We start from the raw sequence: 14,455 nt of genomic DNA on the forward strand, positions 1-14,455 counted from the left end.
TCGTCCCCAGGCACTGCATCTTAGCCCCGCTTGCGCGACGATGCACAGTGACCGCGCGCGCGGGGTGACTTTCTTCGCGCGGCGGGCGGCCGGCTCAGCCCCGCATCGACGCCCCGGGCAGCCTTGCCACGGTCCGCTCGACCAGGCCGATCCCGTGGGCCGCGACCGTGCGCATCCAGTCCCGGCTGGCGGGGCGGAAGGCTTCGAGCATCTCGGCCTTGATCGCGCGGCCGGCCGCGTCGCCCAGGTCGCCGTGGTGATGCAGCCAATTGTCGGACCGCATGGCGCGGATCACCCGCTCGGGCGGCCAGGTCCCGTATTCGGGGAAGGCGAAGGCGAAGCGCGCGCCGGCCGGCAGCACCGCCTGCAGGCCCAGGTCGAGCAGGCCGTTGAGCGGCGTGGAGATCGACTCGCCGGCCTGCGAGGAGCGGACCTCGCCGGCCCAGATCTCCTGCGCGAAGGCATAGGCCGGGCTGTCGAGCGGCGCGCCGCAGATCAGCTCGCAGGCGCCGGACTCGCCCAGCCCGGTGTGGAAGTCGACCCAGATCACCGTCTGGGCGGCCGCCAGGTGCTCGCGGGTCAGGTCGATCAGGTGCTGCGTGCCGGCGCTGCGCCGGTGGCCGCCGAACTGGATGCCCCGCGGGAACTTGTACTGGCCCTCGACGGCCACCTGCTGGAAGCGGCGCAGGCCCTCGCGATCGATGTAGGCCTGGATCTCGGCCCAGCGGCGCGCCTCGTTGTCGGGGTGGAGGTCGGCCGGGTTCAGGCAGTCGTAGAGCGCCTCGTAGTCGGGCGAGCACTGCCCGGGGTCGAAGGCGTCGCGGAAGTTGCGGTTCGGGTCGACGTTGTCCTCGTTCACGCGGCGGTGCCAGGCGAAGCCGTAGGGATTGTTGGCGTGCTGCAGCACGATCGCGGTGTCGGCGGCCAGCGCCAGGCGCGGCAGCAGCGCGTCGAGGGCCCAGTGCTGCAGCGCGCTGCCGGTGTAGCCCTCGACCCCGTGCGTGCCGCTGGACAACACCAGCGCGTGCTTCGGCCGGCGCGCGCCGACGATCGCGAAGTCGAGCGCCAGGGTCTCGCCCTCGGGGCCGCGCGGCGCGATCGCGCGGGAATCGACCCGCACCGGCAGGCGGGCCGAGAGCCGGTGCAGCTTCTCGAGAAAGCGCTCGCGCGAGACGCGGTACGAGGGCTGGAAGTTGTCGGCGGGATCGGCGGGGGCGAGGGTCATTCGGGGCTTCCTTCGGCGGACGGGGAAAGCGTGGCGGGTCGACGTTGGCGCCGCAGACCAGCACGCCGACGCGTGCCGCGTCGTCGGGCTGCCAGGCGCCGTCGAGCAGCGCGGCGAAGGCCGCGGCCCCGCCCGGCTCGACGGCGAGCCGCAGCTCCCGCCAGAGCCAGCGCTGCGCGCGGCGGATCGCGTCGTCGTCGACCAGCACCGACTGCGCGACGTGGCGCTGCGCGATCGGGAACATCCGCTCGCCGACCTGCGAGGCGCCCAGCGAATCCGCGGCCAGCCCGGACGGCGACACGGGCACGATCCGGCCCGCGGCCAGCGCCTCGTGCAGCGTCGGACAGGCGCGCGGCTCAACCGCGATCGCCCGGGGACCCCGGCCGCCGCCGCACCAGGCCGCGATGCCGCCGATCAGGCCGCCGCCGCCCACCGCGACCAGCAGCGCGTCGAGATCGGGGCGCTGCTGCGCCCACTCGAGCGCGACCGTGCCCTGTCCGGCGAGGACCTCGTCCTGGTCGTAGGCGTGCACGACGAGCGCGCCGCTCCCGGCGGCGAAGGCCTGGCTGGCGGCGAAGGCTTCGGCGTAGCGCTCGCCGGCCAGGTGCAGCGTGGCGCCGAGCGCGCGCAGCCGGGCCTGCTTGGCGGCCGGGGCGGTGGCCGGCACGAAGATGTGCGCGGGCAGGCCGAGGTCGGCCGTCGCCAGCGCCACCGCGATGCCGTGGTTGCCGCCTGACGCGGCGACCACGCCGGCGCGCCGCACCTGGTCGGCCGCGGCCGGTTCTTCCATGGCCGCGAGGATCCGGTTGAAGGCGCCGCGGGCCTTGAAGGAGCCCGAGCGCTGCAGGCATTCGAGCTTCAGGTTGACGGTGCGGCCGGCGAGTTCGACGTCGATGACCGGCGTCTGGCGGACGCGGCCGGCGATGCGCCGCCAGGCTTCGCGGATCCGGTTGCGGTCGATGGCGGGATGGCTGGGTGTGGGCATGCGGAATGGGGCAGGGTCGGCAGGGTCGCGCGCGGCTCGCCGCGCGAGGCCAGCGGCGATTATCGGTCACTCGGGAGACGCCCCGAACGTGACCGGATGCGCGGCGGGCCCGGGTGGCTCGGGTGTAATATCGCCCGTTTATCGGCCGCGGGCCGTGGGCAGGCGAGGACAGCCTGCCGCGCCCGCCGAACCAGGCATGGAATCGCGCCTGCCCGACACGCACATCGCCGCCCGGCCCGTCGTTCGGCCCCTCTCGAGGTCCGCCGTCCGGCCTGTCGTTTGGCCCTTTCGGCCATTCGCGCAACCCTCGCGCCTCGCGCGCCTCCGGGTTGCCCACACGCGCCGCGCCGCCAGCCGTCTTCACATCACGGAGAGACTCCCATGAACCATCCCGTTTCCGGCGCGCTGCAGGCCCGCCTCGAGGAGACCGCGGCGCTGTCCGCCCGGCTCGGGGCGCCCGAGTACGTTCGTCACCGGCGCCTGCTGGAGTGGGTCGACTCGATCGCCCGGCTGACCCGCCCGGCGCGCATCCACTGGTGCGACGGCACGCAGGAGGAGTACGACAGCCTGTGCGAGCAGATGGTGGCCGCCGGCACGCTGCGCAAGCTGAACCCGCAGAAGCGGCCGAATTCCTACCTGGCCTGGTCCGACCGGGGCGACGTGGCCCGCGTCGAGGATCGCACCTTCATCTGCTCCGAGCACCGCGAGGACGCCGGACCGACCAACAACTGGACCGACCCGGCCGAGATGCGCGACACGCTGAACGGCCTGTTCGACGGCTGCATGGCCGGCCGCACGCTGTACGTGGTGCCCTTCTCGATGGGCCCGATCGGCAGCCACATCGCGCACGTGGGGATCGAGCTGTCCGACAGCCCCTACGTGGCGGTGAGCATGCGCATCATGACCCGCATGGGCAAGGCGGTCTACGAGGTGCTGGGCCACGACGGCGGCTTCGTGCCCTGCGTGCACTCGGTGGGCAAGCCGCTGGCCGCCGGCGAGCAGGACGTGCCCTGGCCCTGCAACCCGACCAAGTACATCGTCCACTACCCGGAAACGCGCGAGATCTGGTCCTTCGGCTCGGGCTACGGCGGCAACGCGCTGCTCGGCAAGAAGTGCTTCGCGCTGCGGATCGCCTCGAACATGGGCCGGCAGGACGTGCAGGCCGGCGGCATCGGCTGGCTGGCCGAGCACATGCTGATCCTGGGCGTGACCTCGCCCGAGGGCAAGAAGTACCACGTGGCGGCGGCCTTCCCGTCGGCCTGCGGCAAGACCAACTTCGCGATGCTGATCCCGCCCAAGGGCTTCGAGGGCTGGACGGTGACCACGATCGGCGACGACATCGCCTGGATCAAGCCGCACTCCGACGGCCGCCTGTACGCGATCAACCCGGAAGCAGGCTTCTTCGGCGTGGCGCCCGGCACCAGCGAGAAGACCAACCCGAACTGCCTGGCCTCGCTGCGCGAGAACGCGATCTTCACCAACGTGGCGCTGACCGACGACGGCGACGTCTGGTGGGAGGGGCTGACCAAGGAGCCGCCGGCGCACCTGATCGACTGGCAGGGCCGCGACTGGACCCCCGAGGATGGCAAGGCCGGCCGCAAGGCGGCGCACCCGAACTCGCGCTTCACCGTGTCGGCCGCGCAGTGCCCGTCCATCGACCCGAACTGGGACAGCGTGGACGGCGTGGCGATCGACGCCTTCATCTTCGGCGGCCGCCGCTCGACCACGGTGCCGCTGGTCACCCAGGCGCGCGACTGGGTCGAGGGCGTGTACATGGCCGCCACGATGGGCTCGGAGACCACGGCCGCGCAGGCCGGCGCCACCGGCGTGGTGCGCCGCGACCCGTTCGCGATGCTGCCCTTCTGCGGCTACAACATGGCCGACTACTTCTCGCACTGGCTCGACCTGGGCAACCGGATGCAGGCGGCCGGCGCCACGCTGCCGGCCATCTTCTGCGTGAACTGGTTCCGCACCGACGAGCACGGCAAGTTCGTCTGGCCGGGCTTCGGCGAGAACATGCGCGTGCTGAAGTGGATGATCGACCGGATCGAGGGCCGCGCCGGCGGCGTCGAGCACGTGTTCGGCTTCACGCCGCGCTACGAGGATCTGCGCTGGACCGGGCTGGAGTTCTCGCAGGATTCCTTCGCGAAGATCACCTCGATCGACGGGGCGGCCTGGAAGAAGGAGTTCGCGCTGCACACCGAGCTCTTCGAGAAGCTGGCCCAGCGCCTGCCCGAGGACCTGATCGCGGTGAAGGCGAGGCTCGAGGGGCGGCTGGCGGCTTGAGCGCCGGGGCGGCGCGGGGCTCGCGGGGCGCCTGATCCGGACGCGCGCCGGTGAACGTCACGCTGCGCCAGTTCCGGTATTTCATCGCGGTGGCCGACTGCGCGTCGGTGTCGGCTGCCGCGCGCCAGCTCAACATCTCGCAGTCGGCGATCACCGCCGCCGTTCAGCAACTGGAAGACGATCTCGGCGTGCACCTTTTCGAGCGCAGCTCGCGAGGCGTCATGCTGACCCCCGACGGCCACCGCTTCCTGGCGAGCGCGCGCCGCGTCATCGCGGCGGTGGCCGACGCGACGCACGCGCTGCGCGCGCAGCCCAAGGCGCTCGAGGGGCAGCTCTCGATCGGCGTGACGCCGCTGGTGGCGGGCTACTACCTGTCGGAGCTGCTGTCGCGCTTCACCCGCGCCTGCCCGGCTGTGGAGGTGCGCGTGCTGGAGGACGAACCGCGCTTCCTGGAACACCTGCTGATCAACGGCGAGGTGGACGTCGCGATCATGATCTCCAGCGCGCTGGTCGACCGGCAGGCGCTGTCGGTGGAGATCCTGACCCGCTCGCCGAACCGCGTGTGGCTCGCGTCGAGCCATCCGCTCGCGGCGCGCGACGACGTCTCGCTCGCGGAGGTGGCCGCCGAGCCCTTGATCGTTCTCGCCGCCGACCGGATCGACGAGGTGATGCGCGCGGTCTGGCAGCGCTACCAGCTCTCGCCCCGGGCGCTGCTGCGCACGTCCTCGCTCGAGGCGGTGCGCTCGCTGGTGGGCACGGGCATGGGCGTGACCGTGCTGCCCGACTTCGTGTATCGCCCGTGGTCGCTGGAGGCGGACCGCGTCGAGGCCCGCCCGCTGCGCGACGGCATCGCGACGCTCGACATCGGCCTCGTGTGGCGGCGCGGGCTGGAGATCGACCCGGTCACCGTGGAGTTCATCGAGGTCGCGCGCGAGCAGTCGGCCGCGCGCGCCCGGCGAGCGAGCCCCGGCGCGGCGGCCTGACCCGGCGGGCTGATCCGGCCGCCTGACCCGCCTGCCTGGCGTGCCTGCCTGAGCGCCCGTTTGCTCGCTGACATCTGATTTTCCGATGGCGCGCCGCTGAAATATTGAATTTCTTTTGCTGCGCTGCTCACTGATAGCGTCCTGCTCACTCCGGGTGCGTCCCGGCGAGGCACGACCTTCCGTCAGCAGGTCCAGAGGAGATCAGCACATGGCACTCGAACTCGGCAAGCACACCGTCGCCTGGGCGGCCGCGATCGCGGCGGCAGGGCTGGCGATCGGCACGGTCTCGGCACAGCCGAAGATGATCCAGAAGCTCGGCAAGGGCGAGGGCGCGGTCGACATCGTCGCGTGGCCCGGCTACATCGAGCGCGGCGCCACCGACAAGAAGTTCGACTGGGTGACCGACTTCGAGAAGAAGACCGGCTGCAAGGTCAACGTGAAGACCGCGGGCACTTCCGACGAAATGGTCGCGCTGATGAACGAGGGCGGCTTCGACCTCGTCACCGCCTCCGGCGACGCGAGCATGCGGCTGATCGCCGGCAAGCGGGTGCAGCCGATCAACCTGGACCTCGTGCCCTCGTACAAGACGATCGACCCCCGCCTGCAGAAGGCGCCGTGGCACTACGTGAACGGCGCGCACTACGGCGTTCCGTACCAGTGGGGCTACAACGTGCTGATGTACAACACCAAGACCTTCGGGAGCCAGCCCCCGGATTCATGGAAGGTGGTGTTCGAAGAGATGACCCTGCCCGACGGCAAGTCGAACAAGGGCCGCGTGCAGGCCTTCGACGGGCCGATCTACATCGCCGACGCCGCGCTGTACCTGATGGCCACCCGGCCCGAGCTCGGCATCAAGGACCCTTACGAGCTCAACGAGGACCAGTACAAGGCGGCGCTCACGCTGCTGCGCGCGCAGCGCAAGATCGTCGCGCGCTACTGGCACGACGCCTTCGTGCAGATCGATGATTTCACCAACGAGGGCGTGGTCGCATCGTCGTCCTGGGGCTTCCAGGCCAACGTGCTGAAATCGAAGAACGCGCCGATCGCCACCGTGGTGCCGAAGGAGGGCGCGAGCGGCTGGGCCGACACCACGATGCTGCATGCCGAGGCGAAGAATCCGAACTGCGCGTACATGTGGCTCGAGCATTCGATCAACACGAAGCTGCAGGGCGACCTCGCCGCCTGGTTCGGCTCGGTGCCGGTGGTGCTCGACGCGTGCAAGGGCAACCCGCTGCTCGGCGAGAAGGGCTGCGAGAACAACGGCCTGGGCGCTTTCGAGCGGATCCGCTTCTGGAAGACCCCGGTCAGCAAGTGCGCCACCCAGCCCAATGGCTGCGTGCCCTACCACCGCTGGGTGACCGACTACATCGCGATCCTCGGCGGGCGCTGATTCCCGGGCGGCACCCGCCGCCCGGCGCCGCGACCGCGCCGCGACGGGGCCTCGGGCCCGCGCGGCGCTCCTCCTCCTGCAACGAGCATGACCACCGCAGCAGTCAGCCTCGAGGACATCGTCGTCGAGTTCGGGACGGTGCGCGCCGTCGACGGCGTGAGCCTCGAGATCCGGCCCGGCGAGTTCTTCACGCTGCTGGGCCCCTCGGGCTCGGGCAAGACCACCTGCCTGCGCCTGATCGGCGGTTTCCAGTACCCCACCCGGGGCCGCGTGCTGATCGATGGCCAGGACGCCACGCGCCTGCCGCCCTACGCGCGCGACGTGAACACGGTGTTCCAGGACTACGCGCTCTTTCCGCACATGAACGTGCGCGACAACGTCGCCTACGGGCTGATGGTGCGCGGCATTCCGAAGGGGGCGCGCCACGCCCGGGCCGATCGCCTGCTCGAGCAGGTCCGGCTGTCCGGCGTGGGCGACCGGCGCCCCTCGCAGCTGTCGGGTGGCCAGCGCCAGCGCGTCGCGCTGGCCCGCGCGCTGGTCAACGAGCCCAAGGTGCTGCTGCTCGACGAGCCGCTCGGCGCGCTCGACCTGAAGCTGCGCGAGCAGATGCAGGCCGAACTCAAGGCGCTGCAGCGGCGCCTCGGCATCACCTTCGTGTTCGTCACGCACGACCAGCACGAGGCGCTCTCGATGAGCGACCGCATCGGCGTGTTCAGCCAGGGGCGGATCGAGCAGGTCGGCTCGCCGCGCGAGGTCTACGAGCGCCCGGCCACCCGCTTCGTGGCCGAGTTCGTGGGCGCCGCCAACCTGATCGAGGGGGAGGCCGCGCGCCGCTACGCCGACGGCGCGGCCTGCGCGCTGCTGCGCCCCGAGCGCATCCGGGTCGGCGCGGCGCAGGACGCGCGCGCGACCGGCCGGGTCGCGAGCGTGCACTACTACGGCGCGTTCAGCCGCATCGCGGTGGACTGCGGCGACGCGACGCTGGAGGTCGACAGCCCGAACGCCGCCGGCCCGGCGGTCGAGCCGGGGCAGCAGGTCCACCTTCACTGGCAGCCCGACGCGATTCACGCGATCCCCGCCTGAGCCGATGAACACCGCCGCCGTCACCGCTCCCGCCGCCGGCTGGCCGCGCCTGCGCCGCGGCATCTCCGATGCGCTGCTCGCGCGCCGGGGCCGCCTGCTCGCGCTGCTGCTGGTGCCGCCGATGCTGTGGCTGGGCGTGCTGTACCTGGGCTCGCTGCTGGCGCTGCTGGCCAACAGCTTCTTCGGGCTCGACGAATTCACCGGCCAGGTGTCCTACGACGCGCTGACGCTGAAGAACTTCGTCGACATCTTCTCGCCGGCCAACCGCGACGTGATCCTGCGCACGGTGGCGATGGCGCTCGCGGTCACGTTGGCCTGCGCGGCGATCGGCTTCCCGATAGCCTACTTCATGGCGCGTTACACGACCGGCGCGACCAAGGCGGCGTGCTACATCCTGGTGATGCTGCCGCTGTGGTCGAGCTACCTGGTGCGCCTGTACGCATGGAAGCTGCTGCTCGCCAGGGAGGGCGCGGTGAACTGGGTGCTCGGCCAGCTGCACCTGGCCTGGCTGGTCGAGGGGCTGCTCGCGCTGCCGGTGGTGGGCGGGCCCTCGCTGTCGTTCTCGCCGCTGGGCACCTTCCTGGTGTTCGTGTACCTGTGGCTGCCCTTCATGATCCTGCCGATCCAGGCGGCGGTGGAGCGCATCCCGCACACCGTGATCGAGGCCTCGGGCGACCTCGGGGCGCACGGCGGGGCCACCTTCCGCCACGTGATCCTGCCGATGGCGCTGCCAGGGGTGATCGCGGGCTCGATCTTCACCTTCTCGCTCACGCTCGGCGACTACATCGTGCCGGGCGTGATCGGCGACTCGCGGCTCTTCATCGGGCAGGTGGTCTACATGCAGCAGGGCGTCGCGGGCAACGTGCCCTTCGCGGCCGCGTTCTCGCTGGTGCCGATCGCGGTGATCGCCGTTTACCTCTGGCTGGCCAAGCGCAAGGGGGCCTTCGATGCGCTCTGACCGCCCCCGCGCCGGCTGGCCGCTGAAGCTCGCCGCCCTGGGCGGCTTCCTGTTCCTGCACGTGCCGCTGGCGCTGATCCTGCTGTACGCGTTCTCGTCGGAGGACAAGTCCTACCAGTTCCCCCCGCCGGGGCTCACCACCGAGTGGTTCGCGGTGGCGTTCGGGCGCCAGGACGTGTGGGACGCGATCTGGCTGTCGCTCAAGGTGGCCGCCTGGGCCACCGCGATCGCGATGGTGCTCGGCTCGCTGGTGGCCGGGGCGCTCGCGCGCGCGCGCTTCTTCGGGCGCGAGGCGATCTCGCTGCTGATCATCCTGCCGATCGCATTGCCCGGCATCATCACCGGCATCGCGCTGCGCTCGGGCTTCAACGCGCTCGACATTCCCTTCTCGTTCTGGACGATCGTGATCGGCCACGCCACCTTCTGCGTGGTGGTGGTCTACAACAACGCGGTCGCGCGGCTGAGGCGCACCAGCCCCTCGCTGATCGAGGCCTCGATGGACCTCGGCGCCGACGGCCTGCAGACGCTTCGCCACGTGATCCTGCCGCAGCTCGGCACCGCGCTGCTCGCGGGCGGGATGCTCGCGTTCGCGCTCTCGTTCGACGAGGTGATCGTCACCACCTTCACCGCCGGGCAGCAGACGACGCTGCCGATCTGGATGCTCAACGAGCTGGTGCGCCCGCGCCAGCGGCCGGTCACCAACGTGGTCGCGGTGATCATCATCGCCGTCACCTTCTTCCCGATCCTGGCCGCCTACTTCCTGACCCGCGAGGGCGAGCACGCGTCCGGCAGCGGCAAGTAGCCGCGCCCCACCGACACCGAGAACCACCCGCACTCACAGGAGAACGCGATGGACATGAAACCCAACCCGGCGCTGGCGTTGCCCACCGAGCTGCTGATCGACGGACAGTTCGTGGCCGGCGAGGGCCGGGTCGAGGCGATCCTGAACCCGGCGACCGGCCAGCCGATCGCGCAGGTGGCCGAGGCCTCGATCGACCAGGTAAGCCGGGCGGTGGCTGCCGCGCACCGCGCATTCGACAGCTGGTCGGAGACCACGCCCGCCGAGCGCAGCGCGATGCTGCTCAGGCTCGCCTCGGCGATCGAGGACCGGGCCGAGGAGTTCGCGCGCATCGAGTCGATGAACACCGGCAAGCCCTACGCGCGCGCGCTCGCCGACGAGATCCCCGCGATCGTCGACTGCTACCGCTTCTTCGCGGGCGCCGCGCGCTGCATGCACGGCTCGGCGACGAACGAGTACCTGGCCGGGCACACGAGCATGATCCGCCGCGATCCGATCGGCGTGGTCGCGTCGATCGCGCCGTGGAACTACCCGCTGATGATGGCCGCCTGGAAGCTCGCGCCCGCGCTGGCCGCCGGCAACACCGTGGTGATCAAGCCTTCCGAGCAGACGCCGCTCACCACGCTGCGGCTGGCGCAGCTGATGGCCGGGATCTTTCCCCGGGGCGTGGTCAACGTGGTGTGCGGCCGTGGGGACACGGTGGGCCAGCCGTTGGTCGACCACCCGCTGGTGCGGATGGTCTCGCTCACCGGCGACGTGGCCACCGGCCAGAAGATCCTGCAGGCCGCCGCGCGCACGCTCAAGCGCACGCACCTGGAGCTGGGCGGGAAGGCGCCGGTGCTGGTCTTCGACGACGCGGACATCGCCGAGGTGGTGGAGGGCATCAAGGTCTTCGGCTACTACAACGCCGGGCAGGACTGCACGGCGGCCTGCCGCGTGTACGCGGGTGCGAAGATCTACGATCGCTTCGTCGCGGAGCTCAGCTCGGCGGTGGCCTCGATCAAGGTGGGCCCGCAGCACGAGGAGGGCGTGGAGGTCGGGCCGCTGATCACCGACCGGCAGCGCAGCCGCGTGGCCAGCTTCGTGGAGCGTGCAGGCATGGCCGGGCACATGGAAGTGACCACCGGCGGCAAGGTGCGCGCGGGCGGCGGCTTCTTCTACGAGCCGACGGTGATCGCGGGCGCGCGCCAGGAAGACGAGATCGTGCGCCGCGAGGTGTTCGGCCCGGTGGTCTCGGTGACGCGCTTCGCCGACACCGAGCAGGCGATCGCCTGGGCGAACGATTCCGACTACGGGCTGGCGTCGTCGGTGTGGACCGCCGACATCCGCAAGGCGATGCGGGTGGCGAAGAAGCTGCAGTACGGCTGCACCTGGATCAACACGCACTTCATGCTCGCCAACGAGATGCCGCACGGCGGCCTCAAGAGCTCGGGCTACGGCAAGGACATGTCGATGTACGCGCTGGAGGACTACACTGCGGTGCGTCACGTGATGACCAGGCTCTGAGGAGGCGCGCCATGGACCAGGCAGACAGCGCGGCCGCCCGCCGCGACCTCGCATTCCACCTGCACCCGTCGACCAATCTGGCGCTGGTGCAGGCCGAGGGGCCGCTCGTGATTTCGCGCGGCGAGGGCGTGTACGTGTACGACGAGGCGGGCAACCGCTACATCGAGGGCATGGCCGGCCTGTGGTGCGCGGGTCTGGGTTTCTCCGAGAAGCGGCTGGCCGAGGCCGCGTACCGGCAGATGCTCGCGCTGCCCTTCTACCACTCGTTCTCGGGCAAGGTGCCGGCGATCTCCACCGAGCTCGCCGAGAAGCTGGTCGGCGTGGCACCCGAGGGCATGGGGCGCGTGTTCTTCGCGAACTCGGGCTCCGAGGCGAACGACTCCGCGGTGAAGCTCGCCTGGTACTACAACAACGCGCTGGGCCGGCCGGACAAGAAGAAGCTGATCTCGCGCCGCAAGGCCTACCACGGGGTCACCGTGGCGTCGGCGAGCCTCACCGGGCTGGCCTTCGCGCACAGCGACTGGGACCTGCCCGCGCCGCGCTTCCTGCACGCCGAGACGCCGCACCACTGGCGCGGCGCACGGCCCGGCGAGAGCGAGGAGGCGTACGCGCAGCGCCTGGCCGACGAGCTCGAGCGGCTGATCCTCGCCGAGGGCCCGGACACGGTCGCGGCCTTCTTCGCCGAGCCGGTGATGGGCGCGGGCGGCGTGCTCGTGCCGCCGGCCACCTACTTCGAGCGGGTGCAGCAGGTGCTCGGCAAATACGACGTGCTGATGATCGCCGACGAGGTGATCTGCGGCTTCGGCCGCACCGGCAACATGTTCGGCTCGCAGACCTTCGGCATCCGGCCCGACGTGATCACCTGCGCGAAGATGATGACCAGCGGCTACCAGCCGATGTCCGCGATGATGGTCTCGCAGCGGATCTACTCGGTGCTGGAGGACCAGTCGCGCAAGCTCGGCGTGTTCGGCCACGGCTTCACCTACTCGGGCCATCCGGTGCCCGCGGCGGTGGCGCTCGAGACGCTGGCGATCTACGAGGAGCGGGACCTGCTCGCGCACGTTCGCCGCGTGGCGCCGGTGCTGCAGGAGGGCCTGCGCGCGATGGCCGACCACCCGATGGTGGGCGAGGCGAGGGGCGTGGGCCTGATCGGCGCCTGGGAGCTGGTGCGCGACAAGGCGACCAAGGCCGGTTTCGACCCGAAGGCCGCGGTGGGCGCGCAGTTCGTGAGGAACGCGCAGCGCCGCGGCGCGATCCTGCGCGTGCTGCCCGGCGACATCATCGCGTTCTCGCCGCCGCTGGTGATCGAGGAGCACGAGCTGCGCGAGCTGCTCGCGCACGCGGCGGGCGCGCTCGACGAAACCTGGCAATGGGTGAAGGCCAAGGGTCTCGCTTGAGCGTTCCGCGCGGGCCGGCGCCGGAAGGGGCCGGTGCGGTCACCCTCGCGGCGGGGGCGACAGGTAGTAGCGCTCGTCGAAGAGACGGACCGCGCCCGGCGCGAAGACCACGAGCAGGGTGGTCATCATGCCTTCCAGCCACGACTCCCCGGTGGCCAGCAGCAGGGCGTAGGGCAGCACGAGCTGCGCATAGGCGGGCGCCGCCGGTCCGCCGATCAGGGCGTTCAGGCCGGCGGCCAGCAGCAGCGACAGCGCATAGGACCCGAACAGGCCGAGGAAGCCCACCCCGAGCAGGAAGATGAACGGGTTCGGCGGCAGCTTCTGCCGGCACAGGCGGGCGAGCTGCCAGATCAGCCAGGCCGGCAGGATGCCGAGCAGCAGCAGGCGCGGCGCCTGGCTCGGCAGCCGGGCCAGGCCGTCTTGCGCCATCGCCTCGGCGGCGAAGACGATCGCGAGCGCCACGATCGCGCGCGGATAGCCGAGCATCACGGTCAGCCAGGCTGCGCCCAGGTACTGCAGGGTGAGGTCGCCGGGCATGTTGAGCGTCATCTGCCGGGCACCCCACAGCAGCGCGGTGGCGCCGGCCCAGACCAGGTGGTCGCGCAGCGGCGCCTGCCACTGCGCGCGCCGGATCGCGTCGGCGAGGAAGAGCGCCGACAGCAGCGCGCTCAGCACCAGTGCCGGGGCGGGCCAGTCGGTGAAGGGCATGGTCTCAGGGCCGCGCGGCGGCGCCGGCCGGGTGCGGGGCGCCGGCGCAGGGGGAGATCCCGGCCAGCTCGGCGGCCCGCCTGATCGCGGCGAGCATGCTGCGGGGATCGGCGAGGCCCCGGCCGTCCGGACCGGGCCGCCCGGCGATGTCGAAGGCGGTGCCGTGGTCCGGGCTGGTGCGCACGAAGGGCAGACCGATCGTGATGTTCACGCCCTCTTCGAGGCCCAGGTACTTGACCGGGATGAGCCCCTGGTCGTGATACATGGCGACCACCGCGTCGAATTTGCGGAAGCCGCGCGCCCGCATGAAGACGGTGTCGGGTGCGAAGGGGCCGCTCGCGTCGATGCCTCGCGCGCGGGCGTCGGCCACCGCAGGGGCGATGGCCTCGAGCTCCTCGCGGCCGAAGGCGCCGGACTCGCCGGCATGCGGGTTCAGGCCGGCGACCGCGATCCGGGGCCGGGCGATACCGGCTCGCAGAAGTGCGGTGTGAGTGATTGCTATCGTGGAAAGAACATTTTGGCGTGTGACGCGCTCGATGGCTTCGCGAAGCGAGAGGTGAATCGACACCAGCACCGTGCGCAGCTCGTCGTTGGCCAGCATCATCCGGACGTCGGCTCCGTCGGCCAGCTCGGCCAGCAGCTCGGTGTGCCCGGGGTAGTCGTGGCCGGCGGCGTGCATCGCTTCCTTGGACAGCGGCGCGGTCACCACGGCCGCGGCCTGGCCGGCCAGCGCCATCCGCGCGGCGTGCACGACGAAGCGCCAGGCGGCGTGGCCGGCGCGGGCGTCGATGCGGCCGGGCAGGAATTCGGCGAGCGGGGCAGTGCGGGCGGCCGTTCCGGCCGTCGCGGCGGCGCTCTCGACGGCCGTCGCCGCGCCTTCTGTGGTGCAGGCCAGCGGCTCGATCCGGGGCGGCATCGGCAGGCTCAGGCGGGCCGCCTCGCGCGCCAGCAGCGCCGGGTCGCCGACCACCAGCAGGCGCTCGCGCAGCGCCGGCGCGAGCGCCGGGGCCGCGCAGGCCTTCAGGACGATCTCGGGGCCGATGCCGTTCGGGTCGCCGAGGGTGACGGCGATCGGGCCTGCGATCGGGCTGGCGATGGAGTCCGCCATGGCGCCCCCGACCGGGAAGGCGGCCGC

The 14,455-nt window shown here is 71.5% G+C and carries 11 protein-coding genes and 1 pseudogene; 8 read left to right on the forward strand and 4 right to left on the reverse strand.

What is annotated here, in order from left to right; all coding sequences use genetic code 11:
• Window positions 1-94: 94 nt before the first annotated feature.
• A complete protein-coding gene (locus FHP08_RS13695; RefSeq protein WP_147705032.1) occupies window positions 95-1,225 on the reverse strand; it encodes a DUF2817 domain-containing protein in 1,131 nt (376 codons plus the stop codon).
• Window positions 1,226-1,313: 88 nt separating this feature from the next.
• Window positions 1,314-2,210, reverse strand: a pseudogene (locus FHP08_RS13700) (serine/threonine dehydratase); the annotation flags it as partial.
• A gap of 381 nt (window positions 2,211-2,591) precedes the next feature.
• Between FHP08_RS13700 and FHP08_RS13705 the strand changes: the two are divergent.
• From FHP08_RS13705 to FHP08_RS13740, 8 genes are all read left to right on the forward strand, one after another.
• The gene (locus FHP08_RS13705; RefSeq protein ID WP_147705033.1) at window positions 2,592-4,496 is read left to right on the forward strand and encodes a phosphoenolpyruvate carboxykinase (GTP); all 1,905 of its coding nucleotides are present in this window, start codon (window positions 2,592-2,594) and stop codon (window positions 4,494-4,496) included.
• Window positions 4,497-4,546: 50 nt separating this feature from the next.
• On the forward strand, window positions 4,547-5,479 hold the full coding sequence (locus FHP08_RS13710; protein WP_147705034.1) for a LysR substrate-binding domain-containing protein: 933 nt from the start codon (window positions 4,547-4,549) through the stop codon (window positions 5,477-5,479).
• Between the two features lie 208 nt (window positions 5,480-5,687).
• Window positions 5,688-6,869: an ABC transporter substrate-binding protein gene (locus tag FHP08_RS13715; protein ID WP_187272299.1), complete on the forward strand. Its 1,182-nt coding sequence runs from the start codon at window positions 5,688-5,690 to the stop codon at window positions 6,867-6,869.
• Window positions 6,870-6,956: 87 nt separating this feature from the next.
• Window positions 6,957-7,952 carry an ABC transporter ATP-binding protein gene (locus FHP08_RS13720; RefSeq protein WP_147705035.1) on the forward strand — a complete coding sequence of 332 codons (996 nt, stop codon included), beginning with the start codon at window positions 6,957-6,959 and terminating at the stop codon, window positions 7,950-7,952.
• Between the two features lie 4 nt (window positions 7,953-7,956).
• Window positions 7,957-8,910 carry an ABC transporter permease gene (locus FHP08_RS13725; RefSeq protein ID WP_147705036.1) on the forward strand — a complete coding sequence of 318 codons (954 nt, stop codon included), beginning with the start codon at window positions 7,957-7,959 and terminating at the stop codon, window positions 8,908-8,910.
• Entirely contained in the window at window positions 8,900-9,712 is an 813-nt protein-coding gene (locus FHP08_RS13730; RefSeq protein ID WP_147705037.1) for an ABC transporter permease, read from the forward strand. The genes FHP08_RS13725 and FHP08_RS13730 overlap by 11 nt, the downstream gene beginning before the upstream one ends.
• 90 nt (window positions 9,713-9,802) lie before the next feature.
• On the forward strand, window positions 9,803-11,215 hold the full coding sequence (locus tag FHP08_RS13735; RefSeq protein ID WP_222707904.1) for a gamma-aminobutyraldehyde dehydrogenase: 1,413 nt from the start codon (window positions 9,803-9,805) through the stop codon (window positions 11,213-11,215).
• Window positions 11,216-11,226: 11 nt separating this feature from the next.
• A complete protein-coding gene (locus FHP08_RS13740; RefSeq protein WP_147705039.1) occupies window positions 11,227-12,612 on the forward strand; it encodes an aspartate aminotransferase family protein in 1,386 nt (461 codons plus the stop codon).
• 39 nt (window positions 12,613-12,651) lie between these two features.
• Here FHP08_RS13740 and FHP08_RS13745 read toward each other — a convergent pair whose 3' ends face one another.
• Both FHP08_RS13745 and pdxA read right to left on the reverse strand, forming a co-directional pair.
• Window positions 12,652-13,320 carry an energy-coupling factor ABC transporter permease gene (locus FHP08_RS13745; RefSeq protein ID WP_147705040.1) on the reverse strand — a complete coding sequence of 223 codons (669 nt, stop codon included), beginning with the start codon at window positions 13,318-13,320 and terminating at the stop codon, window positions 12,652-12,654.
• Between the two features lie 4 nt (window positions 13,321-13,324).
• On the reverse strand, window positions 13,325-14,428 hold the full coding sequence (gene pdxA, locus FHP08_RS13750) for a 4-hydroxythreonine-4-phosphate dehydrogenase PdxA (RefSeq protein WP_147705041.1): 1,104 nt from the start codon (window positions 14,426-14,428) through the stop codon (window positions 13,325-13,327).
• Window positions 14,429-14,455 lie beyond the last annotated feature (27 nt).

The organism is Zeimonas arvi, assembly GCF_008039575.1.
Classification (GTDB): Bacteria; Pseudomonadota; Gammaproteobacteria; order Burkholderiales; family Burkholderiaceae_E; genus Zeimonas; species Zeimonas arvi.